At 70.7% G+C, this 19330-nt stretch carries 25 protein-coding genes and 2 pseudogenes; 16 read left to right on the top strand and 11 right to left on the bottom strand.

Features of this window, described 5'->3' with window-relative positions:
• The first annotated feature begins 245 nt into the window (after positions 1-245).
• The 6 genes from ACWCPI_RS14805 to ACWCPI_RS14780 all read left to right on the top strand — a co-directional run bounded on the left by ACWCPI_RS14805 (position 246) and on the right by ACWCPI_RS14780 (position 4883).
• The gene (locus ACWCPI_RS14805; RefSeq protein ID WP_451038475.1) at positions 246-1220 is read left to right on the top strand and encodes an STAS domain-containing protein; all 975 of its coding nucleotides are present in this window, start codon (positions 246-248) and stop codon (positions 1218-1220) included.
• A gap of 230 nt (positions 1221-1450) precedes the next feature.
• The gene (locus ACWCPI_RS14800) at positions 1451-1963 is read left to right on the top strand and encodes a DUF5994 family protein (protein WP_236043887.1); all 513 of its coding nucleotides are present in this window, start codon (positions 1451-1453) and stop codon (positions 1961-1963) included.
• Positions 1964-2086: 123 nt separating this feature from the next.
• Entirely contained in the window at positions 2087-3280 is a 1194-nt protein-coding gene (locus ACWCPI_RS14795) for a PP2C family protein-serine/threonine phosphatase (protein WP_451038474.1), read from the top strand.
• Between the two features lie 170 nt (positions 3281-3450).
• Complete coding sequence (locus tag ACWCPI_RS14790) at positions 3451-4155, top strand: DUF5994 family protein (RefSeq protein WP_451038473.1); 705 nt, start codon at positions 3451-3453, stop codon at positions 4153-4155.
• A gap of 10 nt (positions 4156-4165) precedes the next feature.
• On the top strand, positions 4166-4477 hold the full coding sequence (locus ACWCPI_RS14785) for a hypothetical protein (protein WP_086698428.1): 312 nt from the start codon (positions 4166-4168) through the stop codon (positions 4475-4477).
• 19 nt (positions 4478-4496) lie between these two features.
• Positions 4497-4883, top strand: a complete 387-nt coding sequence (locus ACWCPI_RS14780) for an STAS domain-containing protein (RefSeq protein ID WP_386528639.1) — start codon at positions 4497-4499, stop codon at positions 4881-4883.
• Here the strand turns inward: ACWCPI_RS14780 and ACWCPI_RS14775 are convergent.
• The 6 genes from ACWCPI_RS14775 to ACWCPI_RS14750 form a co-directional block, all read right to left on the bottom strand.
• A complete protein-coding gene (locus ACWCPI_RS14775) occupies positions 4832-5002 on the bottom strand; it encodes a hypothetical protein (RefSeq protein WP_167404007.1) in 171 nt (56 codons plus the stop codon). The two genes, ACWCPI_RS14780 and ACWCPI_RS14775, sit on opposite strands and share 52 nt — an antisense overlap.
• A gap of 123 nt (positions 5003-5125) precedes the next feature.
• Entirely contained in the window at positions 5126-5719 is a 594-nt protein-coding gene (gene amaP / locus ACWCPI_RS14770; RefSeq protein ID WP_055539127.1) for an alkaline shock response membrane anchor protein AmaP, read from the bottom strand.
• Positions 5720-5729: 10 nt separating this feature from the next.
• On the bottom strand, positions 5730-6419 hold the full coding sequence (locus tag ACWCPI_RS14765) for a DUF6286 domain-containing protein (RefSeq protein ID WP_055539111.1): 690 nt from the start codon (positions 6417-6419) through the stop codon (positions 5730-5732).
• Positions 6416-6862, bottom strand: coding sequence for an Asp23/Gls24 family envelope stress response protein (locus ACWCPI_RS14760; RefSeq protein ID WP_242782221.1), 447 nt, complete (start codon positions 6860-6862; stop codon positions 6416-6418). Before ACWCPI_RS14760 ends, ACWCPI_RS14765 begins: the two co-directional genes overlap by 4 nt.
• Positions 6859-7086 (bottom strand): hypothetical protein, encoded by a 228-nt coding sequence (locus tag ACWCPI_RS14755; RefSeq protein ID WP_055539113.1) that lies wholly within the window; start codon positions 7084-7086, stop codon positions 6859-6861. Before ACWCPI_RS14755 ends, ACWCPI_RS14760 begins: the two co-directional genes overlap by 4 nt.
• Positions 7087-7124: 38 nt before the next feature.
• Entirely contained in the window at positions 7125-7556 is a 432-nt protein-coding gene (locus ACWCPI_RS14750; protein ID WP_451038472.1) for an Asp23/Gls24 family envelope stress response protein, read from the bottom strand.
• A gap of 133 nt (positions 7557-7689) precedes the next feature.
• Here ACWCPI_RS14750 and ACWCPI_RS14745 point away from each other — a divergent pair, with 133 nt between their 5' ends.
• Positions 7690-8472: a hypothetical protein gene (locus ACWCPI_RS14745; protein WP_451038471.1), complete on the top strand. Its 783-nt coding sequence runs from the start codon at positions 7690-7692 to the stop codon at positions 8470-8472.
• A 319-nt stretch (positions 8473-8791) separates the two neighbouring features.
• Positions 8792-9835 carry a fatty acid desaturase family protein gene (locus ACWCPI_RS14740; protein ID WP_126392891.1) on the top strand — a complete coding sequence of 348 codons (1044 nt, stop codon included), beginning with the start codon at positions 8792-8794 and terminating at the stop codon, positions 9833-9835.
• 156 nt (positions 9836-9991) lie between these two features.
• Here ACWCPI_RS14740 and ACWCPI_RS14735 read toward each other — a convergent pair whose 3' ends face one another.
• Complete coding sequence (locus ACWCPI_RS14735) at positions 9992-10474, bottom strand: DUF5994 family protein (protein WP_086698444.1); 483 nt, start codon at positions 10472-10474, stop codon at positions 9992-9994.
• 606 nt (positions 10475-11080) lie between these two features.
• On the opposite strand from ACWCPI_RS14735, the pseudogene ACWCPI_RS14730 reads away from it, so the two are divergent.
• From ACWCPI_RS14730 to ACWCPI_RS14715, 4 genes and pseudogenes are all read left to right on the top strand, one after another.
• A pseudogene (locus ACWCPI_RS14730) lies at positions 11081-11293 on the top strand (ATP-binding protein); the annotation flags it as partial.
• Positions 11294-11464: 171 nt separating this feature from the next.
• Positions 11465-12169, top strand: coding sequence for a DUF5994 family protein (locus tag ACWCPI_RS14725; RefSeq protein ID WP_451038532.1), 705 nt, complete (start codon positions 11465-11467; stop codon positions 12167-12169).
• Positions 12170-12178: 9 nt separating this feature from the next.
• Positions 12179-12394: a hypothetical protein gene (locus ACWCPI_RS14720; RefSeq protein WP_451038470.1), complete on the top strand. Its 216-nt coding sequence runs from the start codon at positions 12179-12181 to the stop codon at positions 12392-12394.
• A 124-nt stretch (positions 12395-12518) separates the two neighbouring features.
• The gene (locus ACWCPI_RS14715; protein WP_451038469.1) at positions 12519-12905 is read left to right on the top strand and encodes an STAS domain-containing protein; all 387 of its coding nucleotides are present in this window, start codon (positions 12519-12521) and stop codon (positions 12903-12905) included.
• Between the two features lie 196 nt (positions 12906-13101).
• Here the strand turns inward: ACWCPI_RS14715 and ACWCPI_RS14710 are convergent, their stop codons facing one another.
• From ACWCPI_RS14710 to ACWCPI_RS14700, 3 genes are all read right to left on the bottom strand, one after another.
• Complete coding sequence (locus ACWCPI_RS14710) at positions 13102-13584, bottom strand: DUF5994 family protein (RefSeq protein ID WP_451038468.1); 483 nt, start codon at positions 13582-13584, stop codon at positions 13102-13104.
• 327 nt (positions 13585-13911) lie between these two features.
• Positions 13912-14328, bottom strand: a complete 417-nt coding sequence (locus ACWCPI_RS14705) for a DUF5994 family protein (protein WP_451038467.1) — start codon at positions 14326-14328, stop codon at positions 13912-13914.
• Positions 14329-14432: 104 nt separating this feature from the next.
• A complete protein-coding gene (locus ACWCPI_RS14700; RefSeq protein WP_451038466.1) occupies positions 14433-14738 on the bottom strand; it encodes a hypothetical protein in 306 nt (101 codons plus the stop codon).
• Positions 14739-15126: 388 nt separating this feature from the next.
• Between ACWCPI_RS14700 and ACWCPI_RS14695 the strand changes: the two genes are divergently transcribed.
• From ACWCPI_RS14695 to ACWCPI_RS14685, 3 genes and pseudogenes are all read left to right on the top strand, one after another.
• Positions 15127-16116, top strand: a complete 990-nt coding sequence (locus ACWCPI_RS14695) for an STAS domain-containing protein (RefSeq protein WP_451038465.1) — start codon at positions 15127-15129, stop codon at positions 16114-16116.
• A 237-nt stretch (positions 16117-16353) separates the two neighbouring features.
• Positions 16354-16866: a DUF5994 family protein gene (locus ACWCPI_RS14690; protein WP_451038464.1), complete on the top strand. Its 513-nt coding sequence runs from the start codon at positions 16354-16356 to the stop codon at positions 16864-16866.
• A gap of 129 nt (positions 16867-16995) precedes the next feature.
• Positions 16996-17258, top strand: a pseudogene (locus ACWCPI_RS14685) (serine/threonine-protein phosphatase); the annotation flags it as partial.
• 10 nt (positions 17259-17268) lie between these two features.
• Here ACWCPI_RS14685 and ACWCPI_RS14680 read toward each other — a convergent pair.
• Positions 17269-18066, bottom strand: coding sequence for a hypothetical protein (locus ACWCPI_RS14680; protein ID WP_451038463.1), 798 nt, complete (start codon positions 18064-18066; stop codon positions 17269-17271).
• Positions 18067-18694: 628 nt separating this feature from the next.
• Here ACWCPI_RS14680 and ACWCPI_RS14675 point away from each other — a divergent pair.
• A complete protein-coding gene (locus tag ACWCPI_RS14675) occupies positions 18695-18979 on the top strand; it encodes a hypothetical protein (RefSeq protein ID WP_451038462.1) in 285 nt (94 codons plus the stop codon).
• Positions 18980-19330 lie beyond the last annotated feature (351 nt).

Genomic DNA, 19330 nt, shown 5'->3' with positions numbered 1-19330 from the left:
CCCGTCGAAGCAGCCGCTTCCGGTTGCGGCCGACGTACGGTTGAAGTACCGAGGGCACCACGCACTCCGGCCGCCCCGCCGGGTCGTCCTCGGCGAGAGACGAACCCCGGGCCGCCCCAGTGGTCGGCGCGGAGACGGGTCGGCATCATGTCCGCCGCGGTCGAAGCAACTCCGCGCAAGCTCATCATGGCAGGGGCCGCGCTGAACACCCGTGCAGGTCCGCAACCCCGCCGAGGGGAGGCGTGATGGCCTTTGCCCGGCTGGACATCCATCGGCGGAACCGAGGAGAGCGGACGCTCGTCACGCTTGCCGGCGACATCGGGCCGGCCACGACGCCGCTGCTGCGGGCCGCAGTGGAGCAGTGTCTGCTGGACGGTGTCACCGTGATCGACATCGATATGACCACGGTCGGCTCCTGCGACGCCAGGGGCTTGGACGTCCTCCTGTCGGCATCACGGCGCGCGAGCCGGGTCCACGCTCGCCTGCGGCTGCACCATCCGTGCGCGCAGATCACCCGGCTCCTCGATACCACCGGATCGACTTCGCTGCTCCTTACGGCCCCCGTGAGTCCCGTGCCGCCCGCCGCATCCGGCGACCTCATGACTACCGCGACGCGGGCGCCCGAGGACCCCGCTCGTCGGCCGGATCAGCCGGTCCTCAGGGACGGGATCCGCCTTCGACGGCTGACCCGCTGGCAGGCAGAAGACATGCGCGAGGACATCGCGGACCTGGCTGCGGAGTCCGTCGCGGGCACCGCCGGCGAGGCGTACCACGACCGTGGAGACTTCCTGCACCGCTTGGCGGTCACCGCCCACCGCCCTGGCTTCGCCCTGCTGGTCGCAGAAACGACGGTGCTGATCGGTTGCGCCTTCGGTTATCCGGTGGACCCTGACGGCTCCGACCGCCGGTGGTTCGACGGAACGCTCCAGGAGATCATCCAGCGGCTCACCTCCCGCGCACGGTTCGTCGTCCTCACCCAGGTCGTGGCCCATCCGCACGCTCAGCACCGCGATATCGCCCGCCGCCTGCAACAGCGTCTGCTCACAGACCTGCGGTCCTCCCTCGGGGTCACCCTGCTGCATCCTGCCGACCAGGCAGGACAAGCCGCCTTCTCGTCCTGGGGCTGGCAGAACATGGGCGAGGTGGTCGGGCTGCCCGGCCCCGTCGCCCCCTGTGTGTTGACCCTGTCTTCCGAAGGGCAGCCCTCGGCACGCCGATGATTCGGCAGAGGAGCGATGAGCCGGCGGTCGTACGCGGCCCGGGCCGCCACGCCACCCGTCGTCCGCCATACGGACGTGTCTCGACGCGATGGCTGCGCGCCACGCCGCCCGCCACAGCCGGGAGTAGCCTGACAGGTACCGAGAACTGTCGGGCGCACGACCACGGCGGCGCCGTTCCCGGCGAGTGACAGACACGGGCAGCCGGAAACCGCCCGGATCGGGATCGCACGATGAACGCCATCACCAAGTCCGCCAAAGGTACGGCCCCAGGTGACGGACACTCCTACCGGATGCCCTTGCCCCGGCTGCGCCTCACGCCGGATGTCAGCCATGGCCCGCTGGACGGCGCATGGTGGCCGCGCTGCGACGCACTGGAACTGGAGCTGCCCGCGCTGGTCGGCTCCTTGGATCCGAGCATCGGCACCGTCACGCGCGTGACCGTGGGTACCGCCGCCTGGCCAGATGCCCCGCAGGAGGTGATGGCACCGGGGCATGTGATCGAGGTGGCCCTGAGCAACGGGGCGGCCGAGATGCATGCCATCACCGTGGACTGCGGCACCGTGGGGCGCTGGGAACTGCTCGTGGTCCCACCGGACGAACCGGCCGGAACGGCAGCCCTGCTGCTGACCGCCGCCTCCGACCCCGAGAACCCCTTGTCCGCCCCGCGCCTGCTGGCACTCGCCGAGAGCGGCCTCGACGGACAGGACACATGGGAGTCGGAAGGAGGAGCCGGACCCAGGTAAGCAGCCCGCCCCGGCCTGCCACGCGTGCCCGGCGGACCCGGGCGTCCACGACCCCTTGATGGAACCATGGCACCGACAGATCCTTTGTCATACCGGCCCGCCCTGACCATGGCGGGTGAGGGGATGACGGCAGGACGGCGCGCGGACCGCTCCGAGAGCTTCGGGGAAGCTCTCCTCGGAGAGATCCTCGACAGCGCGCACGAATTGCCGCCCCATCTCATCGGACCCCTGGTCGCCGACGTGGTGGAACGGCTCGGTGGCCGCCGACCACAGGTGCTGTTGCAGGACTACGGCCAGCAGCTGCTCGTACCGCTGCCCGGTGAGGGCCTCACGGGCGGGGAACCTCAGGTGATCGACGACTCCGAGGCGGGCCGTTGCTTCCTCGACGCGGTCCCCGTGGAGGTGCCCCGGGAGGACGGCGTCCGGGTTCATCTGCCGCTGCTGGACGGCGGTGACCAGGTGGGGGTCATGGCGGTGACGCTGGACGGCATCGACGACCACGACCGCCGCCTGCTGCACAGGATCTCCGGCCTGGTGGCCGACCTGCTGGTGACCAAGCACGGCTACTCCGACCTGTTCTTCGGCGTCCGACGCGGCGAGGCGATGAGCGTCGCCGCGGAGATCCAGTGGTCGCTGCTGCCACCGCTGGCGATGATCATGCCCCGGGTCGCCGTGGCCGGGATCCTGGAACCCGCCTACGACGTGGGCGGTGACAGCTTCGATTACGCGCTCAACGACGACGTCCTCCACGTGGCCATGATCGACGCGATGGGCCACGGACTGGACGCGGCCACGATGGCCACCGTGGCCATCGGCGCCTACCGCCACGCCCGCCGGGCCGGCATCGGACTGCCGGAGATCTACGACTTCATGGACCGCGCCGTGGCAGAGCAGTTCGGTCCCGAGCACTTCGTCACCGCACAGATGATGCAGCTGGACACGACGACGGGACGGGTGCAGTGGATCAACGCCGGGCACCCGTCGCCGATCCTCGTCCGCGACCACCGCGTCGCACAGCGTCTGGTCGCCCCGACGACCCTTCCCGTCGGCCTGGGTGGTTCGGTGCCCCGGATCAGCGAGCTGGGGCTGGTGCGCGGGGACCGCGTCCTCTGTTTCACCGACGGAGTGGTCGAGGAGCACAAGAGCGGTGGGGAGGAGTTCGGGGAGCACCAGCTGATCGACTGCGTGAATCAACTGGAGAGGACCGGGCGCGGCATCCGGGCGGTGACGCGATCCCTGTCCCACACGCTCAAGCAGGCGAGGGGCGGGCGGACCAGCGATGACGCGACCCTGCTCATGGTGGAGTGGCGCGGCTGACCTCTCACTCCCGCCGTCCGACACCGTTGTGCCGGCCGCGCCCGGCGGCGACGGCCCTTCAGCCGAAGGACGGGAGCTCCCGGCACGCGCTGACACTGCCGGGAGATCACCCGGCCGGTACTCCACTCCATGTGGCCACTGCTCCGCGCCGCAGCGAAACGCGGAGTAGTGTGGACGGTACCGAGGGCATTTCGCACACCGGCTTCCACGCCGGGTCGTCCCCGGCGAAAGATGAAACCCGGGCCGCCGCAGAGGCGGCCCGGAGACGGGTCCGCATCATGTCGGCGACCTTGTACTCCACTCTGCCGCACCCCGAGTCCGTCGCAGCCCCGGCCGCGCGTCTCGCACTGAAGACCGAGAGCCCCTCCCGCGGACTCCTGGACGGAGCCTGGTGGCCCCGCTCCCGTGATCTGCTGAGCGAACTGCCGGCACTCACCGACGTGTTGGATCCCCTGTGGGGCCGCATCACCCGCATCGCCGTCAACCCGGAACACTGGCCGGTCATCCCCCGCACGGTTCCCGTGGACGGCCACATCGTCAAGGTCGGCTGGTTCACCCCGGAGATCGACCCGCACAAGCTGCTGCTGCTCTCCTACGGCACCGGCCGCTGGGATCTCCTGGTCATCCCGCCCGAGACCGGGGCGGAGTCTGCGGCCCGGCTGATGGCTGCCGCGTTGGACCACGACGGCCCGCCCCTGACCGCGAGCGCGCTCATCGCCGCGGACGAGGCCCGGCACGGCGTCTTGGCGGCCGACCAGCCACTGGACCCGGGCGAGGCATGGGAGTACGAGGGCGGCGCCTCCGCGGTGTCCGTAGCCGTTCCCCCGCAGACCGGTCCGCCCGGCCGGGCCAGCCGGCTGATCATCGGTATGTGAGGTGGCCGCCATGAACGCCTTCCTGACAGCCGCCGCTTTCGTGGTCCTCATCGCAGCGGCGGCGTACGTGATCCACCGGCTCGGCCTCCAGCACGCCGACAGGATCGCCGCGTACCGGTACAGCACCCCCCGGCCCGGCCGCCGCGGCCGCTGCCTGCCGCAGCCGTACCGGGCACCACGAGTGAGCATCCGGGCGCCCCACCGGCCGCCCGGCCGCGCCTCGGTACCGTCGGCTCAGTCCGCGGCGACGCGTGCCCGGGGTGTACACCCGGGCCCCGGACCGGGCGGGAAGCGGCCGGGACCCGTGGACCGAGGCATCTGAGCATCCGAACCGAGGCGTCATGACTCTTCCGCAGCTGAACATCTACCGGCACGACCGGGACAGGCGGGCACTGGTCACCCTGGCCGGTGTGATCGACCCCGCCACCGCGCCCCAGGTGCGCGCCGTTCTGGAGCGGTGCCTGCAGGACGGCATCACCCTCATCGACGTCGATCTGACCACCGTCGACCGCTGTGACAGCAGCGGCCTGCGCGTCTTCCTCGACGTGTCACGGCACGCCGCCGAGACTCACGCGTCCCTGCGGCTGCACCACCCCTCCCCGCAGACCGAACGACTGCTCATGGACACGGGCTCCGACCGTCTGCTTCGTACGACGAGGCCAGGAGGGGCGCGGCCTCAGCGGGCCGGGCGCCGAGGAGATCGCCACACGGAGCGGGCCGCCAGGTAGAGCAGATCGGCGATGAGGAGCAGTACACCGGCGGAGGTCAGATAGAGCATGCCGTCGACGCCCGCCCCGATGGCGATCAGAGCGATTCCGGCGACGAGCAGGGTCAGGAACAGGACCATGCGGAATACCTCTCTGGAGAGAACCGCGGCGTAGATGACTTTGTGGCTGACTTTGGGGCAGTCGTGAAGACCTGCCCTGCGAGCCAGACCGGGTCCCCCGTTGGGAGTCAGGCCCTGTGGATCTCAGCCGACGCGTCGTGCGCGGTGGCGGACTTCCTTGAGTCGGACCTTCGAGGGGAGGCGGTCCAAGCCGGCCGAGTCCCGCGCGTGCGTGAGTGTTTCCCGGCTCAGTCGCCCCAGAGTCCACGCTGGATCCGCATGAGGCTCCAGCAACAGCCGCACGCGCGCAGCCGGAGCGGAGCTTCGGCCCGTCAGCCGTGCATGCGCCCCCGAGACCCCGTCCAGGGCCTGCGCCTCTTCCTCGATCACGTCCTCCAGTGCGCCGCCGTCGAGCCGGGCCGCCGCCCCGTCCCCGCTGTCGACGAGGACGCCGCCCAGGCGGCGCCTGCGCTGTGCGAGGAGCCACCACAGCAGCAGGACCAGCAGCACCGCGAGCACCGCGATGACGGTCGGCCACCACCAGCCTTCCTCCCGCCACCGGGTGCGTCCCTCGGTTCCCAGCACCACGTCGTCCGGCCCGCGGAAGGGCCACCAGCCCGGCATGCCGAAGTCCCAGCGGCGCGGCAGGTCCAGCCCGCCCAGCAGCACACCGCCGCCCAGAGCGAACAGTCCAAGGCCGAGAAGCCCCAGCAGCACCCGGTTCACCGTCCTGAGCATCAGGATCACCTCAGCCCTTCTTCGGACGCCGGACGCGCACGGTCAGCGTGGGTTGCCGGGCGAGTCCCAAGGACGTCACGGCTTGGCCCAGCTCGCTGTCCAGGTCCGCGCGGACGTCCTCGAGTTCGCGGAAATGGGCGCGCGCCCGGGCTTTGACCTTCCGGCGGCCGACAGCGACGCGTGCCGACTGGACACCGGGCACCTGCACGGCCCGGTCGCGCAGAACCAGGGCGGCCGCGCGGCGGTCGAGCCCGGCGCGGACCTCCCCTGTCCCAGGGATACCGGTGGGCTGGCGCATGGGCAGCAGCCTGCGCAGTCCCGGCGTCACCGCCAGCAGGAACAGCCACAGGCCGAGGGCCATCGCCACTGCGGCCCCGACGATCACCCAGATGTCATCCAGTGGCCGTGTGGCCAGTTCCTCGGCGAGCCGCAGCCGCCAGCGCATCGCAGACCGACCTGCCCGGACCGAGACCACGTCGTACAGGAGCAATCCGATGGCCGCGGCGGACAGCAGGGCCACCACGGCCGCGGGAATCCGCCGCGTTGACCAGAAACGGCGCGCCGACCGGCCTGGTTCATCGATCGCCGCCGTCGCGCCCGAGCCCGCCCCCGGGGTGCCGTCGGCGGACGGAGCTGCCTGTCCGGGTTCGGGGGGAAGGTCGCTGTCACCGGTCGGCTGCCGCCAGGTGTTCGCGCTCATCTCACCCTCTCCTGGTCCGTGTGGCGCGTATGCACCGAGTGCAGCCTCTCGACCGACACCGCAAGGTCGGACACCTCCATGCCGGCCCATGTCCTGAGCCGTTCGGTAACCTCCCGGCGCACTGCGGCGCACTGCGCCCCGATGTCGGACGGATAGCCGAGCTCGACGGTGATGCGCATCCGTGCCTCGCCGAGCGCCGCCTGCCGTCCGCCGACAGCCTCGGCGCCTCGTCCTGCGGTATCCCGCTCCGGTGCCCGCCGCACGGAAGTGGTCACGCGTGGCATCCGGCGGCCGGGTGGTACGTGGTCGACCGAGTCGGTGAACCGGCTCAGCGCCTCGCGCGCCACGTGGGAAGCGATCTTCGCAACGACCCGGTCGGCGATGGTGATCGCACCACGCTCCCCACGGGGAATGCCCGGACGCCGATTGGCTTCACCGGTCACTGCCGCCAGTCTCCCCGTGCCCGTCGCCGGTCATCTCGGATCCGCTCCTGCCGGTCCCGGCGGCGGACGAAGTCGCCCGGTTCGAGATCGCCTTCCATGAACCGCCCGACCACGAGTCCGACGACACCCAGCCCCAGCACCAGCAGGAAAGCCCAGAAGTCACCGAAATACGCGGCGAAACCCAGCGCCATCCCGGCCATCAGGCCCACCACGGCTCTGCTCATCACGCGCTCCTTCGCTCACGCGGGCTGCTGCGCCCCGGCTACTGGATCCGCTGCCGCTCTTCCCCTTCGTCCTCCTCGTCGGGGAGCTTCACATCGCTGACCGTGATGTTGACTTCGACGACTTCGCGATCCGCCATCCGCTCCACCGCGGAGATCACGTTCTCCCGCACCTCACCGGCCACGTCCGTGATGGAGACGCCGTAGTCGACGACGATCTCCAGGTCGATGGCCGCCTGCTTCTCTCCGACCTCGACGCTGACCCCGCGTGTGACGGACTTGCCGCTGCCTGCGCCGGGCATCCGCTCCCGCATGGATCCCATTGAGCGCGCGAATCCGCTGCCCAGGGCATGCACGCCGCGCACGTCCCGTGCTGCCATTCCGGCGATCTTCTCCACCACCACATCGGCGACCGTCGTCCGGCCACGAGAAGCGGGAGCGCCACTGCGCCTTACGGCGGTGATCTCGGTCATCGGGATATTCCTCCCTTAGAGGCCCACCTGGCTCTCTTTTATACAATTATACTTACATTAGGGCGCATTGCCGGAATTGAACACTGCGAGGCACGAGGGTCCGACAAGTCACCTGAAAGAGGGTGCGAGGCCGGTGAAGACCGAAGCAGGGACGCAGGCGGTACGGCACCAGTTCGGCCTGGGCCGGCTGCTCCCGCTGGGCGGGCCCGCCGACGGGGCTTGGATCACCGAGCAAGCGGCCGTCCAGACCCTCAGGCGGGCCGCGAACGAGATTCCCGGGGTGCGGCTGGAGTCTCTGCGCATCGGGCCGGCGCCGCTCGAATCCGTATCCGAGCCGGCCGTCCGTCCGCCGGCCAGCGCGATGCCGCCGGGCCCGCTCAGGATCGAAGCCGCCTTTTCGGCATCACTCGGGGAGCCACTGCCCGAAACCGCCGACCAGTTGAGGAGCAGACTGCTGGACACGGCCGCTCGACGGCTCGGCCTGGCCACCGTGGCAGCCGACCTGCGCGTCACGGATCTCCATGAGGCCCCGCAGACAGCTACGGAGACGCGGACCGTTGTGAGATCCATGACGCTCACGCCGCAAAGCACAGCCGCAGCAAGGACCGCAGCCGCACGGAGCTCGCTCCCCGTGACCGGAGCGGGCTCCCCGCGAAGGCCCGGGGATCTGGCGGACGTCGCAACGGGTGTTCCGGGCGTCGCCGGCCTCACAACCGTGCTGGGGAGCCGCCCGGTCAAGATGGAGGACCATGCCGACCCACCCGGCCGGCGTGTCGAGGTCCACCTCGCGGTCGCCCCTGGACACCATCCTCTGGAAGTCGCGCGCACCGTCCGGGCCGCCGTGGCCGACGCGGCGACCACCGACGCCCCGGGCCCGGTCACCGTTGCCGTCCTCATCACCGAGACCGCGGCTTGACCGGACAGGCGTCGAGCACTCATCAGCGATCAGCAGATCCGCTTCACCGGCCGGAGTCGGTTCTGTCTGCCGACATGCACGCGGACCGCTCCGGAGGCCCCGTCTGACACGGTGTGAGACGCCTGCGGCGGGGTACCCGCTAGAAACAGAGGGCCTGCGCAGCAGCCGCTGACGGACGAAGCAGACGCCTCCCAGCTCCGTGGTCGTGTGATGTGTCCCGCAACCACGGAGGACGAAAAGCCCTGCCTGCGGCCCGGTCCAGCGGCTCCCGGGGCGGCGCCGGGCCACTCGGCCCTTCTTCGGAGAGAGTTTCACCATCATGAGCAGTAACACCGCGGTCCGCCCCCCGCCCTCGGAGGCGTCCGGAAGTGACTTCGCCCGCCTGTCGAAAAAGATCGCCGCCGCCGGGCTGCTGGGGCGCCGTCCCGGCTACTACGCGCTGCGGACCACGGTGGTGGCCGGGCTCTACGTCAGTGGGTGGGCCGCCGTCGCGCTCATCGGCGACAGTTGGTGGACTCTGGCGGTCGCCGCGTTCCTTGGCGTTGTCTTCGGCCAGGTCGCCCTGCTCGCCCATGACGCGGCGCACCGCCAGGTGTTCCGCCGACGCCGGGCCAGCGAGGTGTCCGGACGGATCGCCGGTGCCGGTATCGGGATGGGCTACGGCTGGTGGCAGGACAAGCACACCCGCCACCACGCCAACCCCAACCACGAGGAACTCGACCCCGACCTCGACCCCGACCTGCTGGTCTGGTCCCAGGACCAGGCGCGGGCGGCCAAGGGGCTCCCCCGCCTGATCGGCCGCTGGCAGGCGTTCCTGTTCTTCCCGCTCCTCACCCTGGAGGGCTTCAACCTGCACGTGTCGAGCGTGAAGGCACTGGCCAATCGTTCGCTGAAGCACCGCACGCTCGACGGCGTCCTGCTGTTCACGCACTTCGTGCTCTACCTGACCGTGCTGCTGTGGCTGCTGCCGCCCGGCATGGCGATCGCCTTCCTCGCCGTCCACCAGTGCCTGTTCGGCGTCTACCTGGGCTCCCTCTTCGCGCCCAACCACAAGGGCATGCCGATCCTGACAGGCGAGGACCGCCCGGACTTCCTCCGTCGCCAGGTGCTCACCTCACGCAACGTGCGCGGCGGCATGCTCACCGACATCGCACTGGGCGGGCTGAACCACCAGATCGAGCACCACCTGTTCCCCAGCATGCCCAGCCCCAACCTGCGCAGGGCCCGGACCATCGTGCGGCGCCACTGCCAGGAACTGGGTGTGGACTACGTGGAAACCGGGTTGGTCGCCTCCTACCGGTTGGCCCTCGCCAGTCTCCACCGTGCCGGAGCACCGCTCCGGCAGGCACGTGTCCCCATCTGAGAGACCCTGCCGGAGCCGTCGGAGGCCGTGATGTGGCCACCGTCGACACGCCCCGGTCCGCGCGGAGCACCGCGAAGAGCACGACGGCTGCAGTGGCGCGGCTGACCTCGCCCCGCCGTCCGACACCGTTGCGCCGTCGAGCCCGGCGGTGATCCGTCAGCCCGACGAACCGCGCCCGCTCCCGGTGTCGATGAGGATCTGTTCCGCCTGGCTGATGTTGTCCGCCAGGACCGCCTGGGCCATCGCGGTGCGGGCGGCGTCCGGTGCCGCGTCCGGCGGGACCACCAGGAGCGAGAAGATGTCCCGGTCGCCCCGGGTGATCAGGACCGTGTCGTCACCGACCGGGAAGGAATCGATGTGCACCACGCGGTCGTCCACGAGGATGCGCGTCGGGAGACCTTCCCAAGCTGCGGTGTCCAACCCCACGCGGGCCACAGGGCCGAGATGGGCGATGAGGGCACTCAGCAGCGCGGGCAGCTCGGCGCCCATGTCGCGCGAGCGCGGCCACCACGCACCATCGAGGACACCTTCACGTGATGCGGTCGTCTCCAGCCGGAGAAGCGCACAACCCGGCCGCACGGCCTCGTGGACACCGCTGGGCAGACGCCGGGGAACAGGAGGTGTATCCGAGCTGGTCATGAGGACCACCCGTCTGTAGGGCAGGTGCGACAACGGGACCGCCTCGCACCTGCCACGCTACTCCTGGTGCCACGCGCGCCGACGTCTCCGAAATCGCCCTCTACCGACCGGCCCCAGCCGGAACGGATCCAGCACACATGAGGCCGGGAAACCCCGTGAACACACGAGAACTACAGAGGAGTGTTTTCCCAGGCCAGGCGGCCTGAAGCGAGCGTTTCAGCAGGTCGCAGGCCCGTTCGGAGAAAACTCCTAAAGCGGGTGTCGCAGGTTCGAATCCTGCCGGGGACACAACGCTTTACAGCCCTGACCTGGGGTTTCTCCCCCAGGGAGGGTTCCTATTCGGCCTTGGACTCCTCGTCCGGGGCCGTTTGCGTGAGCGGAGCGTGAGCGGACGGAGAGTTGATCTCCGGAATTGCTCCCAACGGATCAGCATCATCCGGCACGGACTCCGGGCCGGGATGCTCCGCGTCGTCGGGCTCGGGCTCCGCTTCGGGGGCGGTGTTCTCGGAGGTGGCGCGGGCGCGCGGTACGAGCCGGGCCGCTGCCTCGGCTGTGGCGAGGTGGGCCTCGGGGAGCAGGCTCGTGTACGTCTCGGCCGTGGTGGGCCTCGCCGAGCTGCTGCTGGCCGGGGGTGACGACCGGGCCCGGCGCCGTTCCGAGCGCAGGATCAAGGCAGCGGCCTTCGCTAGGCAGAAGTCGTTGCGGGAGTTCGACTTCGACGCCAACGCCGACATCGATGCCGCCGTCGTGCACACCCTGGCCACCTGCGAATGGGCGAAGAAGGGGCAGCCGCTCTGCCTGATCGGCGACTCCGGCACATGGTGGAGTGGCGCGGCTGACCTCTCGCCCCCGCCGTCCGACACCGTGGCGCCGGCCGCGTCCGAAGGACGGGGACTCCCGGCACGCGCTGAGGCACTTGCCGGGAGATCATCCGGCCGGTATCCAATCCATGTGGCCGCTGCTCCACGCCGCAGCGAAACGCGGAGTAGCTTGGACAGTACCGAGGGCATCTCGCACACCGGCTTCCACGCCAGGTCGTCCTCGGCGAAAGATGAAACCCGGGCCGCCGCAGAGGCGGCCCGGAGACGGGTCCGCATCATGTCCGCGACCTTTTACCCAGCCCTGCCGCACCCCGAGTCCGTCGCAGCCCCGGCCGCGCGTCTCGCGCTGAAGACCGACGGCACCTCCCGCGGACTCCTGGACGGAGCCTGGTGGCCCCGCTCCCGTGATCTGCTGAGCGAACTGCCGGCACTCACCGACGTGTTGGACTCCTTGTGGGGCCGCGTCACCCGCATCGCCGTCAACCCGGAACACTGGCCGGTCATCCCCCGCCAGGTTCCCGTGGACGGCCACATCGTCAAGGTCGGCTGGTTCACCCCGGAGATCGACCCGCACAAGCTGCTGCTGCTCTCCTACGGCACCGGCCGCTGGGATCTCCTGGTCATCCCGCCGGAGACCGGGGCTGAGTCGGCGGCCCGGCTGATGGCTGCCGCGTCCGACCACGACGGCCCGCCCCTGACCGCGAGCGCGCTCATCGCCGCGGACAAGGCCCGGCACGGCGTCTTGGCGGCCGACCGGCCACTGGACCCGGACGAGGCCTGGGAGTACGAGGGCGGCGCCTCCGCGATGTCCGTAGCCGTTCCCCACCAGAGCGGTCCGCCCGACCGGGCCAGCCGGCTGATCATCGGTATGTGAGGTGCCGCCATGGACGTCTTCCTGACAGTCGCCGCCTTCGTGGTCCTCATCGCAGTGGCGGCGTACGTGATCCACCGGCTCAACCTCCAGCACGCCGACAGGATCGCCGCGTACCGGTACAGCGCCCCCCGGCCCGGCCGCCGCGGCCATGGCGCGCCGCACCACACACCACGCACTACTGGTGATCATCCGGGCGTCCCACCAGCCACCTGGCCGCGCCTCTGAACCGTCGGCTCAGTCCGCGGCGACGCGAACGCTGCCCGGGGCGTACACCCGGGCCCTGGGCAGCGCGAGGAGCGGCCGGGATCCGTGGACCGAGGCAGCTGAGCAACATCTGAGCCGAGGCGTCATGACTCTTCCGCAGTTGACCATCTACCGGCACGACCGGGACAGGCGGGCACTGGTCACCCTGGCCGGCGTGATCGACCCCGCCACCGCGCCCCGGGTGCGCGCCGCTCTGGAGCGGTGCCTGCAGGACGGCATCGCCCTCATCGACGTCGATCTGACCACCGTCGACCGCTGTGACCGCAGCGGCCTGCGCGTCTTCCTCGACGTGTCACGGCACGCCGCCGAGACCCACGCGTCCCTGCGGCTGCACCACCCCTCCCCGCAGACCGAACAACTGCTCGCGGATACGGGCTCCGACCGTCTGCTCCGTGCGACGAGACTGGGAGGGGCGCGGCCTCAGCGGGCCGGGCGTCGAGGGGAGCCCCGCAGGGAGCGGGCCGCCAGGTAGAGCAGATCGGCGATGAGGAGCAGTACGCCGGCGGAGGACAGACAGAGGATGCCGTCGATGCCCGCCCCGATGGCGATCAGAGCGATTCCGGCGACGAGCAGGGTCAGGACGCGACCCTGCTCATGGTCGAGTGGCGCGGCTGACCTCGCCCCCGCCGTCCGACACCGTTGCGCCGGTCGAGCCCGGCGGTGACCGGTCAGCCCGACGAACCGCGCCCGCTCCCGGTGTCGATGAGGATCTGTTCCGCCCGGCTGGTGTTGTCCGCCCGGACCGCCTGGGCCATCGCGATGCGGGCGGCTTCCGGTGCCGCGTCCGGCGGGACCACCAGGAGCGAGAAGACGTCCCGGTCGCCCCGGGTGATCAGGACCGTGTCGTCACCGACCGAGAAGGAATCGATGTGCACCACGCGGTCGTCCACGAGGATGCGCGTCGGGAGACTTTCCCAAGCTGCGGTGTCCAGCCCCACGCGGGTCACGGGGCCGAGGTGGGCGATGAGGGCACTCAGCAGCGCGGGCAGCTCGGCGCCCATGTCGCGCGAGCGCGGCCACCACGCGCCATCGAGGACACCTTCACGTGATGCGGTCGTCTCCAGCCGGAGCAGCGCACAACCCGGCCGCACGGCCTCGTGGACACCGCTGGGCAGACGCCCGGGAACAGGAGGTGTGTCCGAGCTGGTCATGAGGACCACCCGTCTGTAGGGCAGGTGCGACAACGGGACCGCCTCGCACCTGCCACGCTACTCCTGGTGCCACGCGCGCCGGCGTCTGCGAAATCGCCCTCTTACCGAGTCATCGGTTCACGCGGCGCGTGAAGCTCCGGCAGGAACGACTCGATGCCTGCTCCGCCTGCGCGGGCACTTTGGTGCACTACCGACGCTGCCTGGTTCGGCGAGCACGAGCAGCCACCGCCAGAGGACCCTGAAACAGTGCGCGTGCGCTCCTACGGCCTGCGATCCCATGCGCGAGAGGCGTCAGCCGGCGCCCGCCGCACGGCAACTGTCCAACGGTCAGGCAGTGTGCTCCCCGAGCGGGTCGGCCGCTGTCGCCGTATCCATGAATCGCTCGGCTTCCGTCTCCGTTGCGGCCGGTGGCACGACGAGCAGGTCCCAGCGGCCGTGTCCCGGAGCGAGCAGGCAGACGGTGTGTTCGACTCGCGGCGAGTCCGTCCGACGCACGTGCACCATCCGGTCCGCGACCAGCATCCCGTCCCCGGGCAGCGACCACATCGTCCCGTTCACGAGGACACTGCTGATGTGTCCCCAGTGGTGCGGCAACCCGGCGAGCAGTCCGGGCAGTTCGGCAGTCAGGTCGTACGACCGCGGCCACCAGGCCCCGTCGATACGACGGGCCGAGCCGCCCGGGCGACGCTCCGCTTCCAGCCGCAGCCGGGCGGAAGGCTGGTGGAGCGAAGAGGTGGTCGTCATGAGAGCTCCTGGGCTGGTGCGGACGGTGGACCCGCCACGGTCGGGGATGCGGCGGGCGGTGGCCGGTCCGGCGGGCGCCGACCGCAGCCCGGAAGGTGCACGCGTCACACGGTCTCGCCCGGATGCGTCCGGTCGACGGGCGGTCTGCTGACGTCCAGCCAGGAGCGGAGTGGGCCGGCGCCCCGCGCGGGGTCGAGCGTGAGGTGCAGACGCGTCCCTCGCCCCGACGTGAACGCCGGATAGCTGCGCTGCTCGCCCCCGGCGAACAGCAGCCGGAGAGCGTCCGCGACGAGCCGGGCCGCTTCGGCGTCCGTGGAGACGATGCGCACCTCGACCATGCCCTCGGCGGGAGCGTCGTCAGGAAGGTCTTCGGTCGAGGATGAGTGCGCCTGCAGGGATTCGGTGGTCATATCGGCACCTGCCCCGGGCCGTGTAACGGCTCGTGTCGTGTCGCGCGGCCCTACCGTGCCGCGCGCCGAGGATGAGACCAGCCCTGTCACCGGAGTACGAAGTACCCTCGACTCGTTCCACCGTACTCCCGGCAACCCCCGGCGCAGCCGCTTCCAGTCGCGGGCGGCGTACGGTTGAGATACCGAGGGCATCACGTACTCCGGCCGCCACGCCGGGTCGTCCTCGGCGCGTGAGGAACCCCGAGCCACCCCAGCGGTCGGCGCGGAGACGGGTCGGCATCATGTCCGCCGCGGTCGAAGCAACTCAAGGCACGCAAGGCACGCTCGTCATGGCCGCCCGCGTACCGCGTACCGGCACCGGCCCGCGCTGCCGCCGAGGGGAGGCGTGATGGTCCTTCCCCGGCTGGACATCCACCGGCGGAACCGAGGGGAGGGGGCTCTCGTCACGCTCGCCGGTGCGATCGGCCCGGCCACGGCACCGTTGCTGCGGGCCGCGCTGGAGCAGTGTCTGCGCGACGGCGTCACTGTCATCGACGTCGACCTGACCACGGTCGGCTCCTGCGACGCCAGGGGCCTGGACGTCTTCCTGTCGATGTCACGTCGCGCCGGCCGGGTGCACACGTCTCTGCGGTTGCACCATCCGTGCGAGCAGATCACCCGGCTCCTCGCTGTCACCGGCTCCACCCCCCTGCTCCTCGCGGCCCCCACGGATCCGGTGCCGCCCGCGCTGCCCCGCGGCCTCTTGGAGGCGGCCTCCCCTGGTCCGTCGGCCGACGGGACGCGGACGCGTGAGGACACCGCCCGCACACCGGTCCTCAAAGACGGAATCCGCCTGCGCCGGCTGACCCGTTGGCAGACCGAAGGAGTGGAGCAGGACATCGCGGACCTGGCCATGGCGTCCGTCGCGAACACCCCCGGTGCGGCGTTCCACGGCCGGGGCGAGTTCCTGCGCCACCTGGCCGTCAGTGCCAGGCGGCCCGGCTTCGCGCTGCTGGTCGCCGAGACGACGGTGCTGGTCGGTTGTGCCTACGGCTTTCCGCTGGGTCCGGACGGCTCCGGCCGGCGAGGGTTCGACCAACTGCTGCGGGAGAGCATCCAACGGCTCACCACCTGCGCACGGTTCGTCGTCCTCACACAGGTCGTCGCCCATCCGCACGCTCAGCGCCGCGACATCGCCCGCCGACTGCAACAGCGCCTGCTCACCGACCGGCACACCACCCTCGGAGTCGCCCTGCTCCATCCGGCCGACCAGGCCGGGCATGCCGCGTTCGAGTCCTGGGGCTGGCAGAACATGGGAGAGGTCGTCGGGCTGCCGGGCCCGGTGGCCCCCCGCGTGCTGATCCTGCCTGTGGAGAGCCGCTCACCGGCAGGCCGCTGATCGGGACGGCTGTTGTGGTCGATGAACCGGCGGGCCGTACCGGTCGCGGTGCTCATGCCACCCGTCGTCGGCGGTACGGACGCGCCTGCCGCGCGGCGGTTGCGCCCCGCTCCGACCGCCACGGCCGGGAGTATTCTGGCAGTCACCGAGAGCTTTCGGCCGCACGACCGCGGCGAGGCCGTTCCCGGCGAGTGACAACCGCGGGCAGCCGCAGGGTGCCCGGGACGGGATCGCACGATGGAAGCCACCACCAAGCCCGCCGAAGGCACGCCACCAGGTGACGCGCACACCTACCGGATGCCCTTGCCCCGTCTGAGTCTCACGCCCGGCGTCAGCCACGGCCCGCTGGACGGAGCGTGGTGGCCGCGCTGTGACGCGCTGGAACTGGAGCTGCCCGCTCTGGTCGGCTCGTTGGACCCGGCCGTCGGAACCGTCACCCGGGTCACCGTGGACCCCGCGTGCTGGCCCGACGCCCCGCAGCAGGTGATGGCGCCCGGCCACGTGATCGAGGTGGCCCGGAGCGACCTCGCCTCCGAAGCGCATGCCATCACCCTGGACTGCAGCACAACGGGACACTGGGAACTACTGGTCATCCCACCCGACGAGCCGGCCGGAGCAGCCGCCCGGCTGCTCACCGCCGCCGCCGACCCCGAGAATTTGCTGTCGGCTCCGCGCATCCTGGAACTCGCCGAGAGCGGCCTCGGCGGAGAAGCCACATGGGAGTCGGAAGGAGGCCCCGGACTCAGGTGAGAGGCCCGACGCGGTCGGGCTCACGTGACCGGCCGACCGGTCCGGTTGTCGACGCCCGGTGGAGCCATGGCACGAGCGATCTCATCGTCGTCCCACACCGCCGTGAGCGATGCGCGCGGCCCAGGGCGGGTGAGCGGGAAGACGCCCGGACGACCCACGAACCACTCCGAGAGCTTCGGGGAAGCGCTGCTGGGAACGGTTCTCGACCGCGCGCACGAGCTCCCACCCCATCTCATCGGGCCCTTGGTCGCCGACGTGGTGGAGCGCTTGGGGGCCGCCGCCCGCAGGTGCTGCTGCAGGACTACGGCCAGCTGATGCTCGTACCCCTGCCCGGCGAGGGCCTCGCGGACGGGAATCCGCAGCTGATCGACGACTCCGACGCGGGACGCTGCCTCAGGCTGCTCATGAGGCCAGCCTGAGGAGTTCCTTGGGGCCGTACGGGTACAGCCACGGGCTGTGGTCACCGGCTTGGAGTCGGTCGACCGCGATCAGCGCGTCGGCCGCGGTCTTGCAGCGCGGATGCCGCGCGGCAAAGGCGGCGATGCGGGCTCGCTGGGTGGGCAGCCAGGCGGCGATCACCTGGGGGTCGCCGTCGTCCCACCACGTGAACCGGAGTTCCTCCCAGAGCAGGTCGGTCGCCCAGTCGAGGGCGAGGCGGACAAGCCCGGCGTCCGCCTCGGGGCCGGCAAGCCCAGCAATGTGCTCCAGCCACGGCTCCATATCACTCGTCGCGTGGGCGATGCCTTCCAAGAGGTCGGCGATATCCGAAGGGGACCGGCCGTCAACCAGAGCGATCGCCAGCAGTGCTCGGAAGGCTTGTTCCACAGCGGCACGTTCGGGCGCCGGCCAGTCGACGAACTTGGCCCCGCGCCGGCCGAGATGACCGAGTTCTTCAGACGGATCGGTGCCATGGCCCTCCGGCCCCCAGTAGCGCAGGGCACGCGGCATGAGACGCCGCCATAGGACGGGGTACTGGTCCGCCTCCCAGTGGCTGACGACCTCACGCATGAAATGCCCGAGGAGATCGTCTGGTACGTCAGCGGGATCGCCACCGAGAATGCGCAGCTCCGACTCCGGGGTGCAGTAAGTGCAGCCGTCCACCGGGCCGTCGAGCTCGGGAGGTGACGCGAAGACCCGGTCGGCCTCGGCCAGCGCGTGCCGCCACATCGTGTACGGATCGGGGTCAAGAGGATCGGACATGGTACGACCTGCCGAGGGGACTCCGCGCAGGGGAGCCTGGCGAAGAGCGGGACTCTACCACTTGGCGATGTCCGAGGCTCCGCGCCCCGGCCGGACTCCGCACCCCGGCCGGACGGCCGCGTGAAGGCCACTCGGCAGACGCCGGGGAGAGGGCGTATCCGAGCCGGTCATAGGGGACCGCCCATCTTCCGGAACCGGCGCGAGAACGGGGACTCCCCTCACCCTTGTCCCTCGCTACTCCGCGTGGCCTGCTTCGACGGCGGGAACCACACTCACGGCATTACGCTTCAGGAAAGGGCGCGTGCGGAAGCGCGGCGACACCGATACCGGACGTTCCAAGCGCCGGTTGCACCTGCTCCCGGCGCCACCGCCCGCAGGAGGTACGCATGGATGACGAACCGTCGGCCTCCGCGGGCCACACCTAGGTCGGCCTCGTCGCGCGGCAGTTCCGTGGCCGCTCGTGGCGTCGCCGAGGAGGCACGCCTCACAGCCCGCCCAGCCCTGGCCGGTATCAAGCGGATCAGCCCGGCCGCAACGCGTACGAGGTGTGACACAGACTTCGACGGCTACGAAGCCTGCCGCCCCGTCAGCGCCCGCACCGTCGGCCACGAGCCCGAGAGCGACAGCCATGACGACACTCCGCGAACGCAAGACGTACCGCAAAGCGATTCTCCGGGCCCTGTACGGGGCAGTCGAACGCAATCGTCCCGAGGTCAGTGGAGCGACACTCCGCGACGAGGTCGACCTTCCCGACGACGACCTCTCCGCGGCCTGCGCCTACCTGGCCGGCGCGGGTCTGATCACCGTCGACTGGACATCGCACAAGACTCCCGCCACTGCCTCGCTGACCCATGAGGGCATCCGATTCATGGAGGAGGAGGAAGAGTCGGCCGCACCCACTCAGGGTCCCTGACATTCGAGAACCGACGTGCGGCGCGGGCGCGGGGCGGTCCCGTCCGACCGCCTGCCGGCCACCGGACGTCGCGCTCTTCGCGGGGATGTGACCTTCATCGCGGTAGTGGAGTTTCGGCGCGGTCGGCGCTGTGCCATCCGCTGATGAGGGTGGCAGCGGCACACCTCCCGTCGGCGGAGGTCATGGGGCTGCGGGCGGAAGTGCGCACGACAGAAAGGCCGCTCCACGGGGAGCAATATCTATGCCCGCGACGTGAGAAATAGACGCCGGGCACGGCGAGTATTCCTCCGCCCTCGGCCGACTCGGAATTATCGACCGCGCAAGGCCGGTCGCAGCGTGCTACTGTCGATC

This window comes from Streptomyces sp. NPDC001920, from assembly GCF_053594495.1.
This window is presented reverse-complemented; position numbering and strand designations above follow the sequence as displayed.

Bases quoted from the DNA above. Each gene is read 5' to 3' on its own strand.
- ACWCPI_RS14705 (WP_451038467.1), bottom strand. From the start codon at position 14,328: ATGACGACCACCTCTTCGCTCCACCAGCCTTCCGCCCGGCTGCGGCTG.
- ACWCPI_RS14805 (WP_451038475.1), top strand. From the start codon at position 246: ATGGCCTTTGCCCGGCTGGACATCCATCGGCGGAACCGAGGAGAGCGG.
- ACWCPI_RS14755 (WP_055539113.1), bottom strand. From the start codon at position 7,086: ATGAGCAGAGCCGTGGTGGGCCTGATGGCCGGGATGGCGCTGGGTTTC.
- ACWCPI_RS14710 (WP_451038468.1), bottom strand. From the start codon at position 13,584: ATGACCAGCTCGGACACACCTCCTGTTCCCGGGCGTCTGCCCAGCGGT.
- ACWCPI_RS14675 (WP_451038462.1), top strand. From the start codon at position 18,695: ATGACGACACTCCGCGAACGCAAGACGTACCGCAAAGCGATTCTCCGG.
- ACWCPI_RS14800 (WP_236043887.1), top strand. From the start codon at position 1,451: ATGAACGCCATCACCAAGTCCGCCAAAGGTACGGCCCCAGGTGACGGA.
- ACWCPI_RS14735 (WP_086698444.1), bottom strand. From the start codon at position 10,474: ATGACCAGCTCGGATACACCTCCTGTTCCCCGGCGTCTGCCCAGCGGT.
- ACWCPI_RS14785 (WP_086698428.1), top strand. From the start codon at position 4,166: ATGAACGCCTTCCTGACAGCCGCCGCTTTCGTGGTCCTCATCGCAGCG.
- ACWCPI_RS14795 (WP_451038474.1), top strand. From the start codon at position 2,087: ATGACGGCAGGACGGCGCGCGGACCGCTCCGAGAGCTTCGGGGAAGCT.
- ACWCPI_RS14715 (WP_451038469.1), top strand. From the start codon at position 12,519: ATGACTCTTCCGCAGTTGACCATCTACCGGCACGACCGGGACAGGCGG.
- ACWCPI_RS14740 (WP_126392891.1), top strand. From the start codon at position 8,792: ATGAGCAGTAACACCGCGGTCCGCCCCCCGCCCTCGGAGGCGTCCGGA.
- ACWCPI_RS14695 (WP_451038465.1), top strand. From the start codon at position 15,127: ATGGTCCTTCCCCGGCTGGACATCCACCGGCGGAACCGAGGGGAGGGG.
- ACWCPI_RS14780 (WP_386528639.1), top strand. From the start codon at position 4,497: ATGACTCTTCCGCAGCTGAACATCTACCGGCACGACCGGGACAGGCGG.
- ACWCPI_RS14720 (WP_451038470.1), top strand. From the start codon at position 12,179: ATGGACGTCTTCCTGACAGTCGCCGCCTTCGTGGTCCTCATCGCAGTG.
- ACWCPI_RS14690 (WP_451038464.1), top strand. From the start codon at position 16,354: ATGGAAGCCACCACCAAGCCCGCCGAAGGCACGCCACCAGGTGACGCG.
- ACWCPI_RS14750 (WP_451038472.1), bottom strand. From the start codon at position 7,556: ATGACCGAGATCACCGCCGTAAGGCGCAGTGGCGCTCCCGCTTCTCGT.
- ACWCPI_RS14765 (WP_055539111.1), bottom strand. From the start codon at position 6,419: ATGAGCGCGAACACCTGGCGGCAGCCGACCGGTGACAGCGACCTTCCC.
- ACWCPI_RS14775 (WP_167404007.1), bottom strand. From the start codon at position 5,002: ATGGTCCTGTTCCTGACCCTGCTCGTCGCCGGAATCGCTCTGATCGCC.
- ACWCPI_RS14680 (WP_451038463.1), bottom strand. From the start codon at position 18,066: ATGTCCGATCCTCTTGACCCCGATCCGTACACGATGTGGCGGCACGCG.
- amaP (WP_055539127.1), bottom strand. From the start codon at position 5,719: ATGCTCAGGACGGTGAACCGGGTGCTGCTGGGGCTTCTCGGCCTTGGA.
- ACWCPI_RS14700 (WP_451038466.1), bottom strand. From the start codon at position 14,738: ATGACCACCGAATCCCTGCAGGCGCACTCATCCTCGACCGAAGACCTT.